The organism is Streptomyces sp. BK022, from assembly GCF_004217355.1.
Classification (GTDB): Bacteria; Actinomycetota; Actinomycetes; order Streptomycetales; family Streptomycetaceae; genus Streptomyces; species Streptomyces griseoluteus.
In genome coordinates, this window is sequence record NZ_SHKU01000003.1 from 170652 (window position 1) to 191004 (window position 20353).

Genomic DNA, 20353 nt, shown 5'->3' on the forward strand with positions numbered 1-20353 from the left:
CGTCAAGGCCGGTACGGCACCCGGTGTTCGGCCAGGTGTGCCAGCACGGTGTGGTTCGCCTCCCACCCGTCCGGGAACTTCACCAGGGTCCCGAGCTGGACCGGTTCCGTGGACGGGTACTCGTCCAGCAGATCGCCCACGCCCGCGCGGCAGACCACGACGCAGGCGTGGCGGTGGCGGGAGGCGAGGACGCACAGGCGGCCGGTCTCCAGGTGGAAGGCGGTGGCGTCCGGGCGGCCGGAGAGCGGGTGCAGGACCACCGTGACGTCGTACTCCCGGCCCTGGAGCCGGTTCGCGGTGTCCACGGTGACACCCGCCACGCCCAGGTCGGCCAGGGCGGCCCGGACCGCGGCCGCCTGGTCCCGGTGGGCGGTGCCCACGGCGACCCGGCCGGCGGTCAGCGGGCTCGGTGTCTCCGCGCGCTCGGAGAGGGCCGCGCCCCCTCGGTCCAGCAGCCGCCGCACCACCGCGGCCACCGCCCGCACCGCCTCCGGGTCGGTGCGCGGGGTGTGCCGGGCCGGCAGCTCCAGCAGCCCCCAGCCGGACTCCGCCGCCTCGTCGATCACCCGGTCCGGCCCCGAACCGTCCGACGGCACCGCGAAGGAGAGCCGCCGCTCCCCGTGCCCGGTCCCGCTGCGGAACGGGGTGTACGGATAGAACGCGGCCGACACCAGCGGCGCCGCCGACGCGGGCAGCCGCCAGGACACCGGGAGCCGGTGCTGCGGGAGACCGGGATTGTGCGCGAGCAAGGTGGTCACCGCCGAGGCGGACGGGTCGTAGGACAGACCCGCCCACTGGTCGCCGCCCACCGTGGAGAACGGGTCCAGCTGGCCGGGGTCGCCCACGAACAGCGCCCGCTCGAACAGCCCGGCCACGGCCAGCAGCGAGTCCGAGCGCATCTGGTACGCCTCGTCCACGATCGCGTGCCGCCACGGCTCGTCCACCGTGACGTGCGCCCACTTGGCGGCCGTCGAGAGCACCACGGGGAGCCCGCCCAGGTCGCCCGCCTTGGCGGAGGTACGGACGTTCGGCAACGCGTCCAGCGCCTTGTCGTAGGCGTCGGTGTCGCTGCTGTGCAGGCGGCCCACCGGCAGGTCGGGGTCCTTCTCGGCGAGGCGCAGCACCAGGTCGTCCACCTGGGCGTTGGTCTGCGCCACCACCATCAGCGGGCGGCCCGCCGCCGCAAGCTCCAGCGCGGCCCGGACCACCAGCGTCGACTTGCCGGCGCCGGGCGGGGAGTCGACCACCACCCCGCGCTCGGTGCCGTGCAGGGTGTCGGCGAGGATCGCGTCCGTGGCCCGCGTGGCGGCGGCTCCGGGGTCGAAGTCCACGGTCGTCACAGCACGTCCTCCTCGGTCACCGCGTCCGGGATCTCCGGCACCGGCTCACCGGGCGGCCCGCCGTGCGTCCACGGGGTCTGCTCCGGATCGGGCAGCCTGGCGCCACCGCGCTGCTCGTGCTCGAAGAGGGTGAAGCACACCGCGTCGCCCTTCTCCGGCACCGAACCGGCCTCCGGCTCCTTGCCCCGGCCCATCTTGTCCATGATCCGCAGCACCAGCACGCCGTCCTCCGGCGCCCCCTCGTACCCGGCGAACTCCGCCGTCTGCGCCTTGCCGTTCAGCGAGCGGTACACCTTGGCGCGCTCGCCCAGGTGCGGGCGGTCCTCGGTGCGCACGGTCACCAGGGGACGCGGGCTCGGCCGTCTGCCCTCGCTGTACGCCATGGCCACCTCTGTCACCTCGCCCGCGAACGCCTCGCCGGCCAGCCGCCGGGCCGCCATCACCAGCGGGTCGTCGAGCGCCTCCTGCGCCTCCAGCCGGGCCTGCTCGCGCTCGCGGCCGGCCAGCTTGTTGGCGGCGGTCACCGCGTCGTCCCGGCGCGGCTGCGGGGGTTCGCCCGCGGTGATCCGGTCCCGGTGCGCGGTGAACGACCAGCGGTCCCGGGTCCACCGCTCCTCGACATGGCCGCCCTCGGGGAGCGCCCGCAGCAGGTCGAGCCCCCGCCAGACCGCGTCCCAGGTCGGCCGGGTACGGCTCTCGACCAGGTCGCGGATCTCCCGCTCGGCGGCGGTGAGGGCGGTCAGCAGGTCCTCGGCCCCCGGGGCGTCCTCGGCGGCGGCCAGCGCGGTGCGCGCCCGGTCGTACCGCTCGATGGCCGGGGCCAGCAGCCTGTTGTCGAACGCCGGGTCGGTGGCCGGGCCCGCCGGGGGACACAGCAGCTGTCCCGCCGCGTCCCGCGCCCGCTCCGCCCGCGCTGCCGCCTCGGCGCCGGACTCGCCCTCGGGCGGGTCGATCCAGGCCAGCAGGGCGCCCAGATGCTGGTCCTCCACCACGGACTGACCTGTGGCCCAGTGCCGGGACAGCGCGTCGGTCAGCGCCAGCAGCAGCGAGGAGCCGGGCACGCGGGACCGCTCGCCGTAGTGCGTGAGCCAGCGGCCCAGCAGCGGCACGCGCGGCGGCGCCGGATACGGCGCCTCCGGCTCCTGCTCGGCCGTACGCCGGAACCGCATGGAGCGGCCCAGCAGCCGGACCAGGTCCAGACCCGCGCGGCTCGGCACCACGATCTGGGGCGCGTCCACACACAGGTCCACCTCGACCTTGACGCGCTTGCCGGTCTCCGGGTCGGTGTCGGTGCGCTCGGCCGTCTCCACCGCATCGGCGCAGGAGTCGAGATGCGGCAGCACGATGTCGGCCAGCTCGGCGAGGAACGCGAAGCGCTGGTCGCGGTCGCGGGGCTGCGGCACGACCAGCAGCCGGGGCGCGTCCCGGTCGGTGCCGACCAGCGCGCCCAGCGGGGCACCCGTCTCACCCGCGGTGGTCAGCGGCACGAAGACCAGCGGACGGTCGGACAGATGACGGTGCCGTACGGTCGCCGCGGGCTGGGCGCGGCCGGTGGCGACCGCCTCCAGACGGGCCAGGGTGGCGATCAGGGACACGGCACGGCCTCCCGCTCCGCCGCCTCGGCGAGCGCCTCGGCGCGCAGCGCGGCGGCCCGGCGCAGCGCGGCCACCACCGGGTCGGCGGGGTCGCCGCTCTCGCCGCGTGCCGCCGACAGCACCTCCCGGACCGTGCCCAGCGAGCCCAGCTCGGCGCGGAGCGGACGGCCCAGCCGGGTCACCGCGTCCGCCGCGCGGGACCGCTCCCGGCAGTGGAAGGCCAGCTCGCAGGAGGACAGGCACTCGGGCGCATACGTCGCCGGGACCGCGTCGACGGAGGCCGTCAGCTCACCGGCCGGGCGCTCCGGGTCGAAGCAGGTGCCCTCGGGCAGCTCCTCGGCGATGGTCTCCACGCGGGTGAGCCGGGCGAGCTGCCGTGCGGTGACCGCCCGCTGGGCGCGTACGTCCACCGCACGGGCGGTGGCCAGGTTGGAGAAGTCCTTGGGGCACACCAGCAGCACCTCGTGCCGTACGGCGGGCGGTGGGGTCAGCCGGGCCGCGACCGCCTCCAGCGCCAGCACGTACACCGCCGCCTGCCGGGCGGCCGCGCCCACCTTCGCCGGGTCGGCCGAGCCGTCCAGCATCGGGAAGGACTTGATCTCCACGACCGTCCAGCCGCCGTCGGGGTGCACCACCACCGCGTCCGGCTCCAGGAAGGCGGGCGAACCCGCCACGTCCAGGGCCAGCATCGGGTGGTCCAGCAGCGTCCAGCCGCCCGCGGCGACCGCCTCGCGCAGCGCCAGCGCCGTACGCGCGGTGCGGCCCTCGGGGCCCGGCGCGCTCAGGTCCGGCACCGCCGCCCCGGCGGGCGGCTCGGCGGCCGGGTCCAGCAGGGTGTGGGTGAGCCGGAGCAGTTCGGCGCCGCCGTCCGCCTTCACCCGGGCCTCGAAGGTGTTGCCCCGGATCAGCGCGAACTGGGACTGCCCGTAGTCCGACGGGGCGCCCAGCGCGCCGGCGAGCGCGGCCTTGTCCACCCCTGCGCCGTCCAGGATCGCGCGTCTGCGGCAGCCGGGGTTGGCCGCGAGCGCCGCGAGGGCGCGCGCGTCCAGCGCCTTGGCCGGTACGTCGGGACCGCGCAGCTCAGCGAGCCGGTGCCGCAGCGCCGTCCCCCGCGTCGCTGGGGGAGGCGTCGGTTCCGGCCGCGGGGTCGAGCCGCGACGCGCGCTGCCGTGGAATTCGCTCACCCGCGGAAGTCTGGCATCCGTCACTGACAATCGGAGCGGGACCGGCTTTCCGGGCCGCCGTGAGCGGGGCCGCCCAGGCGGCCAGCCGCAGCCGCGCGGCCGTCGCGGCCCGCGTCACGTACGGGGCCAGGAGCAGGCCCGCGCCCATCACGGCGGCGCCCGCCACCGCGTCCAGGAAGTAGTGGTTGGCGGTGCCCATGACCACGATCGCGGTCAGCAGGGGATAGCCGACCGCGGCGGCCCTGGTCCAGCGGGAGCGCCCGTACTTCCAGAGCACCACTCCGCAGAACAGCGCCCAGCCGACGTGCAGGCTCGGCATCGCCGCGTACTGGTTGGTCATCCCGCCCAAGCCGCGCGGGGCACTGGCCTCGCCGCCCCACCAGCCGTACGAGCTGTAGTGCGCCATGGTGTCCACGAAACCGTGGCCGGGGGCGAGCAGCCGGGGCGGGCAGGTGGGCAGCAGGGTGAAGCCGATGAGTCCTATGAACGTGGACGTCATCAGCCAGGTGCGGGCCGCCCGGTAGTGCTCGGCGCGGGCACGGAAGAGCCAGACCAGCACCGCGGGCGTGACGACGTAGTGCAGGGAGGCGTACCAGAAGTCGGCCGGCACCCCGAGCCAGGGCTCCGCCGTGAAGAGACGGTTCAGCGGGTGCTCGGCGTTCAGGTACAGCGCCTTCTCGATGCCGAGGATCGCCAGACCGTGGTCCACGGCCGAGGAGACGTCCCCGCGCGCGAGGAGCCGGCCGGCGGTGTAGCAGCCGTAGACCAGCAGGATCAGCGGCAGTTCGGTCCACCAGCGCGGCCGGGTGGCCGGCCCCGCCCCGGTGTCCGCTGCCTCGGTCTGCGGCATCCGATCGCCCTCCCCCTTCGCGCTGGCCTGGCACCCCCCGCGGGCGCCGTGACACTTTACGGTGTCGGTCCGCCCGTCCGCGCGGGTGTTCCGGCTCTCGAAGACGCACCGATCGCCCACCGGGTTGCCCGCGCGCGCGGTGCGCCATCATGGAAGGACCCCTTGAACGGGTTTCCCCGGCGTCCACTCGGCGTCCCTCTTCCGGAAAGGTTCCCCATGGCACCGCGCATCCTCCTGGCCCGGCACGGACAGACGGCCTGGTCGCTGTCCGGCAAGCACACGGGCAGGACCGACGTGCCGCTCCTCGAGGAGGGCCGGCGCGGGGCCAAGCTGCTCGGCGAGCGGCTGCGGCACACGCCGCCGGCCGAATTCGCGGACGTGGAGGTGCGCACCAGCCCGCTGGTGCGCGCGCGGGAGACCTGCGAGCTGGCCGGGTTCGGGGACCGCGCCGAGGTGTGGGACACCCTCATGGAGTGGGACTACGGCGCCTACGAGGGCATGACCCCGGCCGAGATCCACGACGTCCGGCCGGGCTGGCTGATCTGGCGCGACGGGGTCCCCGAGGGCGAGACGCTCGCGGAGGTCAGCGCCCGCGCCGACGAGGTCGTCCGGTGGGCCCGCTCGGCCGACCGCGACGTCCTGATCTTCGCCCACGGCCACATCCTGCGCTCCATCGGCGCCCGCTGGCTCGGCCTCCCCATCGACTTCGCCGCCCGCCTCCGCCTCAACCCCACCTCCCTCTCCACCCTCGGCTGGGCCTACGGCGAGCCGGCGATCGAGAGCTGGAACGACACGGGGCACCTGGTCGGCTAGGGGAGGACGGCCCCTGGGAGGCGCGCGCTCTCTAGCCCCGCCGGGGCCGCGGCAGCGACGCGTGACGGTCCAGGAAGTCCGCCACTCCGGAGGCGCGGCGGTGGGGCAGCAGCACCCGCGCGGTGCCCGCCAGCATGGTGTGGATGCGGGAGGACTGGACCTGGGCGAGCAGGTCCAGCACGCGCAGACCGGCGGTGGCCGCCTCGTCGGGGTGGCCGTCGCGGGCCAGGTCGTCGGCGAGTTCGGCCGTGTACAGGGCGATGTTGCGGGAGAAGTGCGGGTCCTGCAGGCGCGCCGCGCGGCGGGCGTGCCGGGTCGCCCGGTGCCAGTCGCCCAGCGTCGACCAGCACTGTGCCTCCAGACCGGCCAGCTCGGCCTCGCCGTAGAAGCTCATCCACTCCGGGTCGGCCTCACACGTACCGCGCCCGAACAGCGCCTGCGCCCGTACGAGCGCCTGTTCGCAGCCGGTGCGGTCGGCGAGCCCCGCCCAGCCGCCCGCCTCGCGCAGCGCCAGCAGCGACATCAGCCGGGGCGAGCCCAGCGGGCGGGCGGCCCGCTGCGCGGCCTGCGCGGCCCGGACCGCCTCGCGGGGGCGCCCGGCGTCCCGCGCGAGGAAGGCGGTGTTGCAGAAGGCGTGCGCCTCCAGGCCCGCGTCCCCGGTCATCCGGGCGGTCGCCAGCGCCTCCGCGTAGTGCGAGCGGGCGTCGTCGAAGCGGCCCGAGTCATGGGCCAGCCAGCCCACCGAGATGGCGAGTTCACCGGCGCCCGAGTGCAGCCGCTCGGCGGTGGTCTGCCGGGTCGCCCCCGCGTCCAGCAGGGCGTAGGCGGCGCGCAGCGGCTCCGCCGCGCGCCGGTACAGGCCGTCCGCGCCGTGCTTGTCGTCCAGCAGCCGGATGCGCCGGACCGCCTCCTCGACGGCGGCCGCCTCCGACGTGCCCGGCCGCCGCGCGGCGGCCGAGGCGTCCGTGGCGATGCCCAGCGGGCCCAGCGTGGCGGCGGCCGCCACGGTGGCACCCGTACCGGTCATGAATGCGCGACGCAGCACGTCGCTCTCCTCGTGGTCCAGGGGGTCGTAAGGGTGCTCGTACGCGGCGACCGGGGCGGCGCCCGGCGGTGCGGCCGGGCGCGCGCCGCGCCCCCGCACGGCCGAGCGGGGCGCGAAGCCGAGGTCGGTGAGGGTGCGGCCGGGGAACATGTGCAGGAAGACCCGCTCGTACGCGTAGTTGGGACAGCGGATCTCACCCGCCTCGACTCTCCCCACGTAGCGCGCGTCGCAGCTCACCCGCTCGCCGATCTCCCGCGCCGCGCGCCGCACCAGGGCGGCGAACTCGGCGGGGGAACGGCGGCCGCGCACCTGCCGGAAGGCGGTGTTGGGGCGGGGCGGCCGGTCGGGCTGCGCCGGGGTATCGGTTGACGACGCCATGGCCGGTCCTCTCGTGCGAACCGTCGAACCATGCCGGAACGGCAGCCTCCACGGGCGTGGTCACCCGTGTGACGCCGTGGGTCCGGCGGGGCAAGAACGTACAGGCTGTGTCCGGACCGACACGCAGTGTTTGGCTACAAAACGGATATCTCATCCACGATCTGCCATGAACTGCCATCCTTTGCGGCGCACTTGTGCCGTAGCACTTGACGCCGTCCCGCGTTGTAACTGACGGACCACAACAGGCAGCGTGCTGGAGGCCGGCATGGAGACCCGTCCGAACAACGATCCGTGTCCGGTGCCGTCGTGGTCGCGGCCGCCCGGCGACGCGGCGTGCGACCTCGTCACGGTGCCGACCCGCCAGGGCCTGGAGGCCGTCGACATCCTGCGCCGCGCGGCCGCCGAGGGCGTCGGCCCGGTACTGCACGACGACGGCCGCGACACCCTCGGCTTCCTCGTCCCGCCCGGCACGGCCGGCCACTGGGACGTCCCGGGCAGCACCTGTGTCCGCACCTCCGGGCGCGGTCTCCGGCTGAACCCGGAGCCGCCCGTGCAGGGCTCCGACTGGCTGCTGCCGCCCGGCGGGGACGACCTCGCCACCGACCCGGCCACCCTGCGCCGGGCGCTCGGCGAGGCGGCCCGGCTGATCGAGGCCGCCGACAGCTGCCGCTGACCGGCGCCGTGCGGCAGGCGCCGTGCGGCAGGCGCCCGGGCCACCTGCGAGAATGGGCCGATGGGCAGGTCCAGGGACAACCGGCGCAGGGCGGCCGCCGAAGCCGTGGTGGAGGCCGTCGAGGGCGGCCTCGCGGAACTCATACCCGACCCCGACCGGGCACGGGCCTGGTCGTTGCTGATCGACGGCGCCCCGCAGTCGCACGTCGACCTGGACGACCCGGCGCACCTGTCCTTCGAGTACCAGCGCCGCATCGGCCACGTCATCGACCTGGCCGCCCCGCCCGGCAAGCCGGTGCAGGCCGTGCATCTCGGCGGCGGCGCGCTCACCCTGGCCCGCTACACCGCCGCGACCCGGCCCCGCTCGACCCAGCAGGTGGTGGAGCGCGACGCGGCCCTGGTCCAACTGGTCCGCCGGGAGCTCCCGCTCGACCCCGGTGCCCGGATACGGGTGCGCTCGGCCGACGCCCGCGAGGGGCTCGCCAAGGTGCCGGACGGCTGGGCCGACCTGATCGTCGCCGACGTCTTCAGCGGCGCCCGCACCCCGGCCCACCTGACGTCCACCGAGTTCCTCGACGAGGTCCGCCGCGCCCTGCGCCCCGGCGGCGTCTACACCGCCAACCTCGCCGACGGACCGCCGCTCGCCCACCTGCGCGCCCAGATCGCCACGGCGGCGGCCCGCTTCGCCGAACTCGCCCTGATCGCCGACCCGGCGGTGCTGCGCGGCAAGCGCTTCGGCAACGCGATCCTGGTCGCCTCCGACAGCCCGCTCCCGCTCGCCGAACTCACCCGCAGGGCCGCCTCCGACCCCCACCCGGCCCGCCTCGAACACGGCGCGAAACTCACGGACTTCACCGGCGGCGCGACCCCGGTGACGGACATCTCGGCAGTGGCCTCACCGGCTCCGCCGCCCTCCGTGTTCCGCTGAACTCCCCTAATACGTCTGCACGTCCACATGCGGGGGCCCGTCGTGCCAGTCGCAGAAGACCGTCACGCGGTCGGTGCTGCGGCTGAACTCCACCCTGATCCAGGTCTCCGTCTTCCACACCTGCATCGACCAGCCGGTCCCCGGTGTCGCGGAGACCAGGGTCGCGCTCGCGGGACCGAGGTCGAACACCGCCCGGCCACCGCCGGTGTCGTACGCCTTGACGTCGCCCGCCGGGGTGGCCGGTGCCGGGGGAGCCGGGGTCGGGGTGACCGGAGCCGCGGTTCGGGTCGGGGTGGGGGACGGGGGCGGCGCCGAGGTGCGGCGGGGCGGGGGCGTGGGCGTCGGCGCGGGGGGCGTCGGCGTCGCGGTGGAGGCGTGGGCCGCGGCCTCGGCCGCGGTGATCGGTACGGCGCGCGGGGGGTCGTACGCCGTGCCCGCCATCACCGTGTGCACGCCCCACCAGGACAGCGTGGTCGCCGCCGCGGTGGCCAGCAGCCACGCCAGTACGTGTACGAGTCCTCTGCGCATCGTGGCCATACTGCCTCAAGCCCACGCGCCGCGCAGGCGGCCCCTGTTGTGCACAGGCTTTCCGGTGGCGCGGAGTTGTCCACAGGGAGTTGTCCACAGGCCAACACTTTGCTGGTCGCATGGCGTACGGTGCGGCGCATGGCAAGTGTGCTCGTGGTCGAGGACGATCAGTTCGTCCGCTCGGCGCTGATCCGGCATCTCACCGACGCCGCCCACGTGGTGCGCAGCGTCGGCACCGCGCTGGAGGCCCTGCGCGAGGTCGCCCATCTCCGGTTCGACGTGGTCATACTCGACCTCGGCCTGCCCGACCTGGACGGCTCCGAGGCGCTGAAGATGCTGCGCGGCATCACCGACGTGCCCGTCATCATCGCCACCGCGAGGGACGACGAGACGGAGATCGTCCGGCTGCTCAACGCCGGGGCGGACGACTACCTGACCAAGCCCTTCTCGGTCGAGCACCTCTCCGCCCGCATCGCCGCCGTACTGCGCCGCTCCCGCTCCGGCGCCGCCGAGCCACCGCCCTCGCCCGTGATCCGGGTCGGCGGCCTCACCGTCGACCCGCTGCGCCGCCAGGCCGAACTGGACGGCGTCCGGCTCGACCTGACCCGGCGCGAGTTCGACCTGCTCGCCTTCCTCGCCGGCCGCCCCGGCGTGGTGGTCCCGCGCAAGGAACTGCTCGCCGAGGTCTGGCAGCAGTCCTACGGGGACGACCAGACCATCGACGTCCATCTGTCCTGGCTCCGGCGCAAGCTGGGCGAGACGGCGGCCCGGCCCCGGTATCTGCACACCCTGCGCGGGGTCGGGGTCAAGCTGGAGCCGCCCGCCGCGGGGGAGCCCCGATGAGATGGGCCCTGGTCAAGGTCTGCCTGGCGGTGACCACCATGGTCGTCGTCGCCTTCGCCGTCCCGCTCGGCCTGGTCGTCAAGGAGATGGCCCGCGACCGCGCCTTCGCCGGCGCCGAGCGGGAGGCCGCCGCCGTGGCGCCCGCGCTCTCCATCACCACCGACCGGGACGAGCTGGAACGGGTGGTGGCCGCGGCCGGGGCCGACTCCGGGATGTCCGTGCACCTGCCCGCCGACGGCGACCGGGGCGCGCTCGACCTGGGCCGGGGGAGGGCCGCGGCGAGGGACATCGAGGCGGTGCGCCGGATGGGCCGCGCCTCCACCACCGAGGTCACCGGGGGCTCCGCCCTGCTGCAGCCGGTCGCGCTCGGCTCCGGTGCCATCGCGGTGGTCGAGGTGTGGGTGCCCGAGGCCGCGATGAGCAACGGGGTGGGCACGGCCTGGGCGGTGCTCGCCGCCGTGGGGCTCGCGCTGATCGCCGGTTCGGTCGCGGTCGCCGACCGGCTCGGGGTGCGTATGGTGCGCCCCGCCCGGCGGCTGGTGGAGGGCGCGCACGAACTGGGTGAGGGACAGCTCGGGGCGCGGGTGCCCGAGGAAGGGCCGACCGAACTGCGGCTCGCCGCCGTCGCGTTCAACTCCATGGCCGATCAGGTGGTCCAGCTCCTCGCCAACGAGCGGGAACTGGCCGCCGACCTCTCGCACCGGCTGCGCACCCCGCTCACCGTGCTCCGGCTGAACGCCGCCTCGCTGGGCGCCGGTGCCGCCGCCGACCAGACCCGCGCCGCCGTGGCCCAGCTGGAGGGCGAGGTCGACACCATCATCCGTACCGCCCGCGAGGCCAAGCCGCAGACGGCGGCCGTGGGGCCGGGCACGGGGTGTGACGTGGCCGAAGTGGTGCGCGGCCGCATGGAGTTCTGGTCCGCGCTGGCCGAGGACGAGGGCCGCAAGTGGCGGGTGGCCGGCGCCGAGCGGCCGGTACGGGTGCCGGTGGCACGGGCCGACCTGGCCGCCGCCCTGGACGCCCTGCTGGGCAATGTCTTCCGGCACACCGCCGAGGGCACCGCCTTCGCGGTCGACGTCCACCACGCCGAGGACGCGGTGATCGTGCTGGTCTCCGACGCGGGTCCCGGCATACCCGACCCACGGGCGGCGATGGCCCGCGGCCGGGGTTCCGGCACGGCGGGCTCGACCGGGCTCGGCCTGGACATCGTGCGCCGGCTGGCCGAGTCCACGGGCGGGGACGTCCGCATCGGCTCCTCCGTGCTCGGCGGCACCGAGGTGCGGATCTGGCTCCAGCTGGACGCCCGCAAGCCGGCCGGACGCGGCCACCGGGGCACCGTCCGCAGGCGGCGCAAGCTCATACCCAGCCGCTGAGTGGTCTCGACCTTTAACCGGTCCCGATCCCTTCCTTAAGCGCACCCTAAGCCTTTCAACCACCGTCCCTGATAAGCCGATTGCCGGATTCCGCATCGATAGCGTGCTGCCACCACCCCCCACCTCCGCACGAAGGACAGGCACGCCCATGAGCACGCACCGGCGCAGGATCAGTGGCAGGAACAAGGCGATAGGCGGCGTGGTCGCGGCCGCCGTGGCCGGGGGCGGCGCGGTCCTGGTGACCGGGGTCGCGCACGCGGCCGGTGTGGGCGCGGCGTACACCAAGACCAGCGAGTGGTCGACCGGGTACAGCGCCCAGTACGTCGTCACCAACGACACCGGAGCGGCCAAGAAGGACTGGAGCCTGGAGTTCGACCTCCCGGCCGGCTCCCGGCTCGGCTCGCTGTGGAACGCCGAGTCCAGCGTGAGCGGGCAGCACGTCACGGTGAAGGCCGCCAAGTGGGACACCGACGGGCTGGCCGCGGGCAAGTCGGTCACCGTCGGCTTCGTCGTCGACGGCGCCGGCGACCCCACCGGCTGCCGGATCGACGGCTCCGAGTGTGCCGCCGACCCCGCCGCCACCCCCGAGCCCAGCGGCCGCCCCACCGAGCCCGAGACCCCGGCGCCGACCCAGAGCACCCCCAGCGGGCCGGAGACGCCGGTGCCCACCCAGAGCGCGGGCAACGGCACCAAGGCGGCGGCCGGGTTCGCCCCGTACGTCGACACCTCGCTCTACCCGGCGTTCGACCTGCTGGGCACCGCCGACGCCACCGGCGTGAAGAACTTCAACCTGGCCTTCGTCACCGACGGCGGCGGCTGCACCCCCAAGTGGGGCGGCGTGAGCGACCTGACCGCCGACGGCGTGGCCGCCCAGATCGGTGCCCTGCGGGCCAAGGGCGGTGACGTCCGCGTCTCCTTCGGCGGCGCCTCCGGCTCTGAGCTGGCCACCACCTGCTCCTCCGCCGACGCCCTGGCCGCCGCGTACGCCAAGGCGGTCGACGCCTTCAAGCTGACCAAGGTCGACTTCGACGTCGAGGGCGGAGCGCTGCCCAACACCGCCGCCAACACCAGGCGTGCCCAGGCCATCGCCAAGCTCCAGGCCACCCACCCCGGCCTGAACGTCTCCTACACCCTCCCGGTGATGCCCGAGGGCCTCACCCAGGACGGGGTGAACCTGCTGGCCGACGCCAAGGCCAACGGCGTCCGCGTCGACGGCGTCAACATCATGGCGATGGACTACGGCCCGGCGTACAGCGGCGACATGGGCGACTACGCGATCCAGGCCGCGACCGCCACCCAGGCCCAGATCAAGGGTGTCCTCGCGCTCTCGGAGGACGACGCCTGGAAGACGGTCGGCGTCACCCCGATGATCGGTGTCAACGACGTGGCCACCGAGATCTTCAAGGTCGACGACGCCGGGCAGCTCGTGGACTTCGCCAGGTCCAAGGGCATCGGCTCGCTGTCCATGTGGTCCGGCACCCGTGACAAGGCGTGCGACGGCGGCACCAAGCCCACCGCCGACGCCACGTGCAGCTCGATCACCCAGGACAAGTTCGCCTTCTCCAAGGCGTTCGCCGCCTTCAACTAGGCGCGCGCGAGAACGGGGCCCGGCGGTGTCCGTACCGCCGGGCCCCACTCGTGCGTCCGGGCGGGCCCGGTCAGCCCGCCGACTCCACCGACGGCAGTGTTCCGGTGCGGGCCGCCTCGCCGTACCAGCGGGCGCTGGACTTCGGGGTCCGCTCCTGCGTCGCGTAGTCCACGTAGACCGCGCCGAACCGCTTCTCGTAGCCGTAGGACCACTCGAAGTTGTCCATCAGGGACCACAGGTAGTACCCGCGCACGTCGGCGCCGTCACGCAGGGCCTCGCGGACCGCCGAGAGGTGGGCGTGCAGGTAGGCGACGCGCTCCGGGTCGTGCACCCGGCCGTCCGCGTCCGGCTTGTCGTCGTAGGCGGCGCCGTTCTCCGTGATGTACAGCGGGAGTCCGGGGGCCTCGCGGGTGTAGCGCATCAGCAGGTCGTACAGGCCGGTCGGGTCCACGGTCCAGCCCATCTCGGTGCGCTCGCCGGGGCTCTGGTGGAAGAGCACGTCGTCGGCGCCGGGCCAGGGGGAGTGCACGCTCGCGCCGTGGCCGTCCGCGCGCGGGCCGCTGACCCTGTCGGTCACCGCCGAGACCAGCGCCGGGGTGTAGTAGTTCAGGCCCAGCGCGTCCAGCGGGGCGTTGCTGGTGGCGAGGTCGCCGTCCAGCACGAAGGACCAGTCGGTGAGCGGGGCCGTCGCGGTGAGCAGGGACTCGGGGTAGGCGCCGCGCAGCATCGGGCCGTGGAAGACGCCGTTGGCCAGGTCGTCGATGCGCCGGGCCGCCGCCAGGTCCGCCGGGTCCTGCGAGAGGGGGCGCACGACGGCCGAGTTGAGGCTCACCGCGACCTGGTTGCGGGCCGGCATCGCCGCGCGCAGCGCCGAAGCGCCGAGCCCGTGCGCCAGGTTGAGATGGTGGGCCGCCCTCAGCGACGCCACCGGGTCGGTCCGGCCGGGGGCGTGCACCCCGGAGCCGTAGCCCAGGAAGGCGCTGCACCAGGGCTCGTTGAGGGTGATCCAGTTCTCCACCCGGTCGCCCAGCGCCTCGCCGACGAGGTGCGCGTACTCGGCGAACCGGTGCGCGGTGTCCCGCTCCGGCCAGCCGCCCGCGTCCTCCAGCTCCTGCGGGAGGTCCCAGTGGTAGAGGGTGACGGCGGGCTTGATGCCGTTCTCCAGCAGCTCGTCCACCAGCCGCCGGTAGAAGTCCAGCCCGATCTGCACCGCCGGACCCCGCCCGGTCGGCTGCACCCGCGACCAGGAGACGGAGAAGCGGTACGCGCCGAGCCCCAGGTCCGCCATGAGGGCCACGTCGTCGCGGTAGCGGTGGTAGTGGTCGACGGCCACGTCACCGGTCTCACCGCCCGCCGTCCTGCCGGGCGTATGGCTGAAGGTGTCCCAGATCGAGGGCGTACGGCCGCCCTCGCGCACCGCCCCCTCGATCTGGTACGCGGAGGTCGCCGCGCCCCAGAGGAAGGCCGGCGGGAAGGTGACCTCGGAGGCCACGGGGGAGACCGTGGAGGAGGAGTCGGGCATGGAAGCGCTCCCATCGAGAGTCGGGAAGACGTCGGGAAGACTCGGGGAAAGTCCGGGAAGGAGGAGGGGCCGGGGCGACGGTGTCCCGGCCCCTTGACGGGACGGTGCCTGACGGGGCGGTTCAGCCCTTGATCGCGCCCTGCATGATGCCGCCCACGATCTGCTTGCCGAACAGCAGGAAGGCGATCAGCAGCGGCAGGGTGCCGAGCAGCGCGCCCGCCATGATGACCGCCTGGTCCGGTACATACCCGGTGCCGAGGGCGTTCAGGGCGACCTGCACGGTCGGGTTCTGCTGGTTCAGGGCGATGATCGGCCACAGGAAGTCGTTCCAGGCGAACACGAAGGTCAGCAGGCCGAGAACCGCCATCGCGGGCCGGGCCGCCGGGAACACCACGTGCCAGACGACCCGCAGGCTGCTCGCCCCGTCCACCCGGGCCGCCTCGATCAGCTCGGTCGGCAGCGCCTGCACCAGGTACTGCCGCATGAAGAACGTGCCGAACGCGGTCACCAGGCTCGGCAGGATCACCGTCTGGAGCTGGTTGGACCACCCGAGGTCGCTCATCCACAGGTACAGCGGGACGACGGCCAGCTGCGGCGGGATCATCATCGTGCCGATGGTCAGCAGCAACAGCAGCCCCGAGAACCTGAACCGCAGCTTGGCGAAGGCGAACCCGGCCAGGGTGGAGAAGACCACCGTGCTGACGGTGATCGTGCCCGCGACGATCAGCGAGTTGAGCATCGCGGTGCCGAGCCCGGCCTGGTCCCAGGCGGCCTGGAGGTTCTTGAACAGGTTGCCGCCGAACCACAGCGGCGGCGGGGCCTGGGCGAGCCGCCGGTCGGTGCGCGAGGCCGCGACCGCCGTCCACACCAGCGGCGCCAGCGAGACGAGCGCGAACACGATCAGCGCCACGTACGTCACCGGGCCGGCGTGCAGCTGCTTGCCCGCCTTCGTGGCCCGGCGCCGACCGGTGCGCGCCTTGGGAAGAACGAGGTCACCGGCGGTCATCGGACCTCCTCAGCCAGCGGGTCAGCAGCAGGTTGACCGCGGCGATGATCAGCAGGACCAGGAACATCGTCCACGCGATGGCGGACGCCTTGCCGAGGTTGCCGATGATCCAGCCCTGGTCGTACATGTAGAGACCGAGCGTCTGGTACTGGTGCTCCGAGCCGCCCTTGGTCCCGCTGACCCCGCCGAACAGCAGGGGTTCACCGAAGAGCTGGGTGGCGCCGATGGTCGAGACGACGATCGTGAACAGCACGGTCGGCCGCAGCTGCGGGATCGTCACGTGCCAGAACTGCTGGCGCCGGTTGGCGCCGTCGAGCGCGGCGGACTCGTACAGGTCCGCCGGGATGGCCTGCATGGCGGCCAGGTAGATCAGCGCGTTGTAGCCGGTCCAGCGCCAGATCACGATGGTCGACACCGCGAACTGCGATCCCCAGTCCGATTCACGCCAGTTGACCGGGTCGACACCGAAGAAGTGGAGAATCCAGTTCACCATGCCGCCGTCCCACGAGTACAGCAGCGTGAACACCAGCGTCGCCGCCGCCACCGAGGTCGCGTACGGGGTCAGCATCACCACGCGCCACACGGTGGAGCCGCGCAGCTTGTAGTTCAGCATGTGGGCCAGCCAGAGTGCCGCCATCAGCTGCGGGACGGTCGAGAGCAGACCGATGGTGAAGGTGTTCCGCAGCGCGTTCCAGAAGAAGTCCGAGGACAGCAGGTTCCGGTAGTTGGCCAGGCCCGCCCAGCTCTGGTGGTCGAGCGCGGACAGCTGCACGTCGTGCAGCGAGTACCAGACCGTGTACAGCAGCGGAACCAGTGTGAACACACCGAACAGCACGAAGAAGGGGGCCACGAACGCGTACGGCGACGCCTTGGTGTCCCAGCGGTACAGCCGGCTGCGCCAGGAGGGGGCGCCGCCCGGCGCACCGCGACCCCGAGCGCCCCGGACCGCGCCCGGCGGGATGCCGGGCGCGGTCTCGGCGCTCGACGCGGGATGCGCGAGAGCCTCTTTGGAGGTCACTGGCCGAGCACGTCCTTGATCTCCTTCGACGCGGCGTCCCAGCCCTGGGCCGGGGACTTGCCCTTCTGCTCGACCTGGAGGATGCCGATGTCACTGATCGCGGTGTCGATCGGCTTGTCCTTCGGGCCCAGCGGCTGGGCCGGGATGGTCTTCGCCGCGTCCGAGAAGATCTGGGTGAGCGGCGCGTCCGAGAAGTACGCGGTGGTGTCCGCCTGCGGCTTCAGGCCCGCGTACGCCGACGGGGTGGAGGGGAAGCTGGCCTGCTTGGCGAAGACCTTGGCCTGCTGCTCCGGCGCGGTCAGCCACTTGGCCAGCGCGACGGCCTCCTTCTGGTGCTTGCTCGCCGTCGGCACACCGAGGAACGAGCCGCCCCAGTTGGACGCGGTCGGCGCCGCCGCCACGTCCCACTTGCCCTTGCCGGAGTCGCCGGCCTTCTCACCGATGTAGCCGAGCATCCAGGCGGGGCAGGCCACCGTGGCGAACGAGCCGTTGGCGAAGCCCTTGTCCCAGGTGGGGTCGAACTGCTTGAGCTTGGCCGACATGTCGCTGGTCGCCACGCTCATCGCGTCGTCCCAGGCCTCCTTCACGCCCGGCGACCTGTCCCAGACGATCTTGCCGTTCTTGTCGTAGTACCGCTCGGACGCACCGCCCAGGGAGGCGTTGTACACCGAGGACGCCGAGTCGACGTACTTGGTGCCCTTCGGCGCCTTCTTCATGTACTGCTTGCCGAGGTCGACGTACTTGGACCAGTCGCCCTTCCACTGCTCGGCGAGCTTGGTGCGGTCGGTGGGCAGACCGGCCTTCGCGAACAGGTCCTTGCGGTAGCAGACCGCCATCGGGCCGATGTCGACGCCGAGGCCGATCGTCTTGCCGTCCGGGGTGGTGGCCTGCGCGGTCTTCCAGTCCAGCCACTGGGACTTGTCGGCGTCCTTGCCGATGTCGACGAACTTGGCGGCCTGCGTCTGCACGGCCTCCGTGACGTTGCCGACCTCGATGGCCTGGACGTCGTCGGTGCCCGAACCGGCCTGGAGGCGGGTGAGCACCTTCGGCCAGTACACGTCTGTACGAGTGGTGACGTTCTCCTTGATGTTGATGTCCGGGTGCAGCTTCGTGTACTCGTCGTACAGACCGGCCTGCTTGTAGCCGAAGACCCCGAAGGTGCCGACCGTCAGCGTGATGTTGCCCTTGCCGTCGCTGCCGCCCGCGTCCGACGAGCCGTCGTCCGAGTCGCTGGCGCAGCCCGCCAGCAGACCCGTGGCCAGCGCGGTCGCGGCCATCATGGCCACCGTGCCGCGCGACCTGCGGATGCTCGTACGCATTGCGTCCTCCTGTTGCCTGACGTGCCGACCCCCCGGCCAACTGCATGGAAATCGCGTGGATCTGGGCCCGTTCGTACTCGCTGCGGCTCGGGCGGGGAACGTGCGGGTTGTGTAGGTGTCAGGTACCGTGGGAGCGCTCCCACATGTGATGGGTTGAAGAGTCGTCCGTTCGGGACGGGGTGTCAAGGGAGTGCGCACGGCCAACACGGCGGAGTTATAGGGCTGTTAACCGGCCAGTGGGATTTTCCGGCGGACAGTGTTGAATGTGAGGCCTGAGTGGGACGGCCGAGAGAGGCGGAGGCCATGGCGAGCCACGGGGTGCGGGGCGGCCGGAGCGGTGGGCGGCCGACGCTCGAAGAGGTGGCCGCCCGGGCCGGGGTGGGCCGGGGCACGGTCTCCCGCGTGATCAACGGCTCCCCGCGGGTCAGCGACGCCACCAGAGCGGCCGTGGAGGCGGCGGTCGCGGAACTCGGGTACGTCCCCAACACCGCGGCCCGCGCGCTCGCGGCCAACCGCACCGACTCCATCGCGCTGGTCGTGCCCGAGCCGGAGACCCGCTTCTTCGCCGAGCCGTACTTCTCCGACATGCTGCGCGGGGTGGGGGCGGAACTCGCCGACACCGAGTGGCAGTTGCTGCTGATCTTCGCGGGCAGCGACCGCAAGAGGCAACGGCTGGCGGACTACCTCTCCGCCCACCGGGTCGACGGGGTCCTCCTGGTCTCCGTGCACGCCGACGACCCGCTGCCGGATCTGCTGGACCGGCTGGAGATCCCGGCCGTGATCAGCGGCCCCCGGTCGGTGCGGGAGACGCTCACCTCGGTCGACTCCGACAACTACGGCGGCGGCCGCTCCGCCGTCGAGCACCTCATCGCCCGCGGCCGCCGCCGCATCGCCCACATCACCGGCCGGCCCGACGTCTACGGCGCCCAGCGCCGTGTCGACGGCTACCGGGACGCGCTGCGCGGGGCGGGCCTGGAGGTGGACGAACTCCTCATCGAACCGGGGGACTTCACCGAGGACGGCGGCCGCCGCGCCATGTCCGCCCTCCTCTCCCGCCGCCCCGACCTCGACGCCGTCTTCGCCGCCTCCGACGTGACGGCGGCCGGCGCCCGCCACTCCCTCCGCGAAGCGGGCCTCCGCATCCCCCACGACGTGGCGCTCGTCGGCTACGACGACTCAGCCATCGCCCGCCACATGGACCCGCCCCTGACCAGCGTCCGGCAGCCGATAGAGGAAATGGGCCGAGCGATGATCGACCTCCTCCTGTCGGAGATAGCGGACCGCCGTCCGGCGGGGACGCGGGGGCTGGAGAGGCGGCACGCGGTGCTGGCCACGGAGCTGGTGGGGCGGGAGTCGTCGTAGGAGGCGTAATCCCCTGTCGCTTCGGCGCATGCCCGGTTTAAGATCATCGGCAAGGCGGGGTCGTAGCACAGAGGTAGTGCGCCGCGACATCATCTCGGAGGACGTCGGTTCGAATCCGACCGCCCCGCCCCCTTTGGGGTCTTCGGGCCGGGCGCGGTAACCGTGTTGACCGGCCGGGGCGGGCAGTGCTGGAGTCGGGGCGTGGACAGCATCCCCGCCAACCGGCGGCTCTGGAACCGGATCAGCGGCGCGTACCAGCGAAGGCACGATCCGCGGATCGGTGCCGAGCCCCGGTTGTGGGGCATGTACTCCCTTCCCGACGCGCGTCTGCGGGCCCTGGGGGACGTCACCGGCAAGCGTGTCCTCGAACTGGGCTGCGGCGCCGGGCAGTGGTCCAGGTCGCTGGCCGCCGAGGGGGCCCACGTGGTCGGGGTCGACCTGTCCGAGGCCCAACTCGACGCGGCCGTCCGTGCGAGGGGAGCGGACCGCTACTGGCTGGTGCAGGGCGCCGCCGAACGGCTTCCCTTCGCCGCCGACAGCTTCGACCTGGTGTTCTGCGACTTCGGCGGGCTCAGCTGGGCGCCCCCGCACCTGGCCGTCCCGCAGGCAGCACGCGTCCTGCGCCGAGGCGGGCGCCTGGTGTTCAACGTCGCGAGCCCATGGTTCGAAGCCTGCTACGACGAAGCCGCCGGCGGCGTGACCACGACGCTGCGGCAGGACTACTTCGGGCTCGGCGCCGTCGCCGAGGGGGACGGCGCGGCCAGCTATCAGCTCACCTACGGTGACTGGGTCAGGGTCCTGCGTGGCGCGGGACTCGTCATCGACGACCTCATCGAGCCGCGGCCCGACCCCGGCACGCCCAACGGCTACAACCGGACCGAGCCGACCGACTGGGCACACCGCTGGCCCGCGGAACTACTCTGGGTGACCCACAAACCCTAGGCTCCGCCCGCCGCGACCGGCCGCGGAAACGACTGTGGGGCCGCTCC

The 20353-nt window shown here is 73.5% G+C and carries 18 protein-coding genes; 8 read left to right on the forward strand and 10 right to left on the reverse strand.

The features are described from left to right. Positions 1–2: 2 nt before the first annotated feature. The 4 genes from EV284_RS12300 to EV284_RS12315 are packed head-to-tail and all read right to left on the reverse strand — an operon-like array spanning position 3 to position 4969. On the reverse strand, positions 3–1340 hold the full coding sequence (locus tag EV284_RS12300) for an AAA domain-containing protein (protein ID WP_130333263.1): 1338 nt from the start codon (positions 1338–1340) through the stop codon (positions 3–5). Next, positions 1337–2935, reverse strand: coding sequence for a hypothetical protein (locus EV284_RS12305; RefSeq protein WP_130333265.1), 1599 nt, complete (start codon positions 2933–2935; stop codon positions 1337–1339). Before EV284_RS12305 ends, EV284_RS12300 begins: the two co-directional genes overlap by 4 nt. Beyond that, complete coding sequence (locus EV284_RS12310) at positions 2926–4035, reverse strand: hypothetical protein (protein WP_130334661.1); 1110 nt, start codon at positions 4033–4035, stop codon at positions 2926–2928. The genes EV284_RS12305 and EV284_RS12310 overlap by 10 nt, the downstream gene beginning before the upstream one ends. Beyond that, positions 4016–4969: a phosphatase PAP2 family protein gene (locus tag EV284_RS12315; RefSeq protein ID WP_130333267.1), complete on the reverse strand. Its 954-nt coding sequence runs from the start codon at positions 4967–4969 to the stop codon at positions 4016–4018. Before EV284_RS12315 ends, EV284_RS12310 begins: the two co-directional genes overlap by 20 nt. Positions 4970–5185: 216 nt before the next feature. On the opposite strand from EV284_RS12315, the gene EV284_RS12320 reads away from it, so the two are divergent. Then, a complete protein-coding gene (locus tag EV284_RS12320) occupies positions 5186–5782 on the forward strand; it encodes a histidine phosphatase family protein (protein ID WP_130333269.1) in 597 nt (198 codons plus the stop codon). Positions 5783–5813: 31 nt separating this feature from the next. Here the strand turns inward: EV284_RS12320 and EV284_RS12325 are convergent, their stop codons facing one another. Then, positions 5814–7205: a hypothetical protein gene (locus EV284_RS12325; protein ID WP_130333271.1), complete on the reverse strand. Its 1392-nt coding sequence runs from the start codon at positions 7203–7205 to the stop codon at positions 5814–5816. 265 nt (positions 7206–7470) lie between these two features. On the opposite strand from EV284_RS12325, the gene EV284_RS12330 reads away from it, so the two are divergent. Beyond that, positions 7471–7878: a hypothetical protein gene (locus EV284_RS12330; protein ID WP_130333273.1), complete on the forward strand. Its 408-nt coding sequence runs from the start codon at positions 7471–7473 to the stop codon at positions 7876–7878. 60 nt (positions 7879–7938) lie between these two features. Next, entirely contained in the window at positions 7939–8805 is an 867-nt protein-coding gene (locus EV284_RS12335) for a fused MFS/spermidine synthase (RefSeq protein WP_130333275.1), read from the forward strand. Between the two features lie 6 nt (positions 8806–8811). Here EV284_RS12335 and EV284_RS12340 read toward each other — a convergent pair whose 3' ends face one another. After that, positions 8812–9333, reverse strand: a complete 522-nt coding sequence (locus EV284_RS12340; protein ID WP_165425518.1) for a hypothetical protein — start codon at positions 9331–9333, stop codon at positions 8812–8814. A gap of 138 nt (positions 9334–9471) precedes the next feature. Here EV284_RS12340 and EV284_RS12345 point away from each other — a divergent pair, with 138 nt between their 5' ends. The 3 genes from EV284_RS12345 (at position 9472) to EV284_RS12355 (ending at position 13137) form a co-directional block, all read left to right on the forward strand. After that, complete coding sequence (locus tag EV284_RS12345) at positions 9472–10176, forward strand: response regulator transcription factor (RefSeq protein ID WP_130333279.1); 705 nt, start codon at positions 9472–9474, stop codon at positions 10174–10176. Further along, positions 10173–11549: a HAMP domain-containing sensor histidine kinase gene (locus EV284_RS12350; protein ID WP_130333281.1), complete on the forward strand. Its 1377-nt coding sequence runs from the start codon at positions 10173–10175 to the stop codon at positions 11547–11549. Before EV284_RS12345 ends, EV284_RS12350 begins: the two co-directional genes overlap by 4 nt. Before the next feature lie 148 nt (positions 11550–11697). Next, positions 11698–13137: a cellulose binding domain-containing protein gene (locus EV284_RS12355; protein ID WP_130333283.1), complete on the forward strand. Its 1440-nt coding sequence runs from the start codon at positions 11698–11700 to the stop codon at positions 13135–13137. A gap of 70 nt (positions 13138–13207) precedes the next feature. Here EV284_RS12355 and EV284_RS12360 read toward each other — a convergent pair whose 3' ends face one another. From EV284_RS12360 to EV284_RS12375, 4 genes are all read right to left on the reverse strand, one after another. After that, positions 13208–14659, reverse strand: a complete 1452-nt coding sequence (locus tag EV284_RS12360; RefSeq protein ID WP_130333296.1) for a GH1 family beta-glucosidase — start codon at positions 14657–14659, stop codon at positions 13208–13210. Between the two features lie 121 nt (positions 14660–14780). Continuing rightward, positions 14781–15665 carry a carbohydrate ABC transporter permease gene (locus EV284_RS12365; RefSeq protein ID WP_130333298.1) on the reverse strand — a complete coding sequence of 295 codons (885 nt, stop codon included), beginning with the start codon at positions 15663–15665 and terminating at the stop codon, positions 14781–14783. Then, positions 15652–16683, reverse strand: a complete 1032-nt coding sequence (locus EV284_RS12370) for a sugar ABC transporter permease (protein ID WP_130333300.1) — start codon at positions 16681–16683, stop codon at positions 15652–15654. Before EV284_RS12370 ends, EV284_RS12365 begins: the two co-directional genes overlap by 14 nt. Continuing rightward, a complete protein-coding gene (locus EV284_RS12375; RefSeq protein WP_130333302.1) occupies positions 16680–18002 on the reverse strand; it encodes an extracellular solute-binding protein in 1323 nt (440 codons plus the stop codon). Before EV284_RS12375 ends, EV284_RS12370 begins: the two co-directional genes overlap by 4 nt. 303 nt (positions 18003–18305) lie before the next feature. On the opposite strand from EV284_RS12375, the gene EV284_RS12380 reads away from it, so the two are divergent. Together EV284_RS12380 and EV284_RS12390 are read left to right on the forward strand one after the other, a co-directional pair. Then, positions 18306–19364 (forward strand): LacI family DNA-binding transcriptional regulator, encoded by a 1059-nt coding sequence (locus EV284_RS12380; protein WP_130333304.1) that lies wholly within the window; start codon positions 18306–18308, stop codon positions 19362–19364. Between the two features lie 201 nt (positions 19365–19565). Beyond that, a complete protein-coding gene (locus tag EV284_RS12390) occupies positions 19566–20306 on the forward strand; it encodes a class I SAM-dependent methyltransferase (protein ID WP_130333306.1) in 741 nt (246 codons plus the stop codon). The last annotated feature ends 47 nt before the right edge of the window (positions 20307–20353 follow it).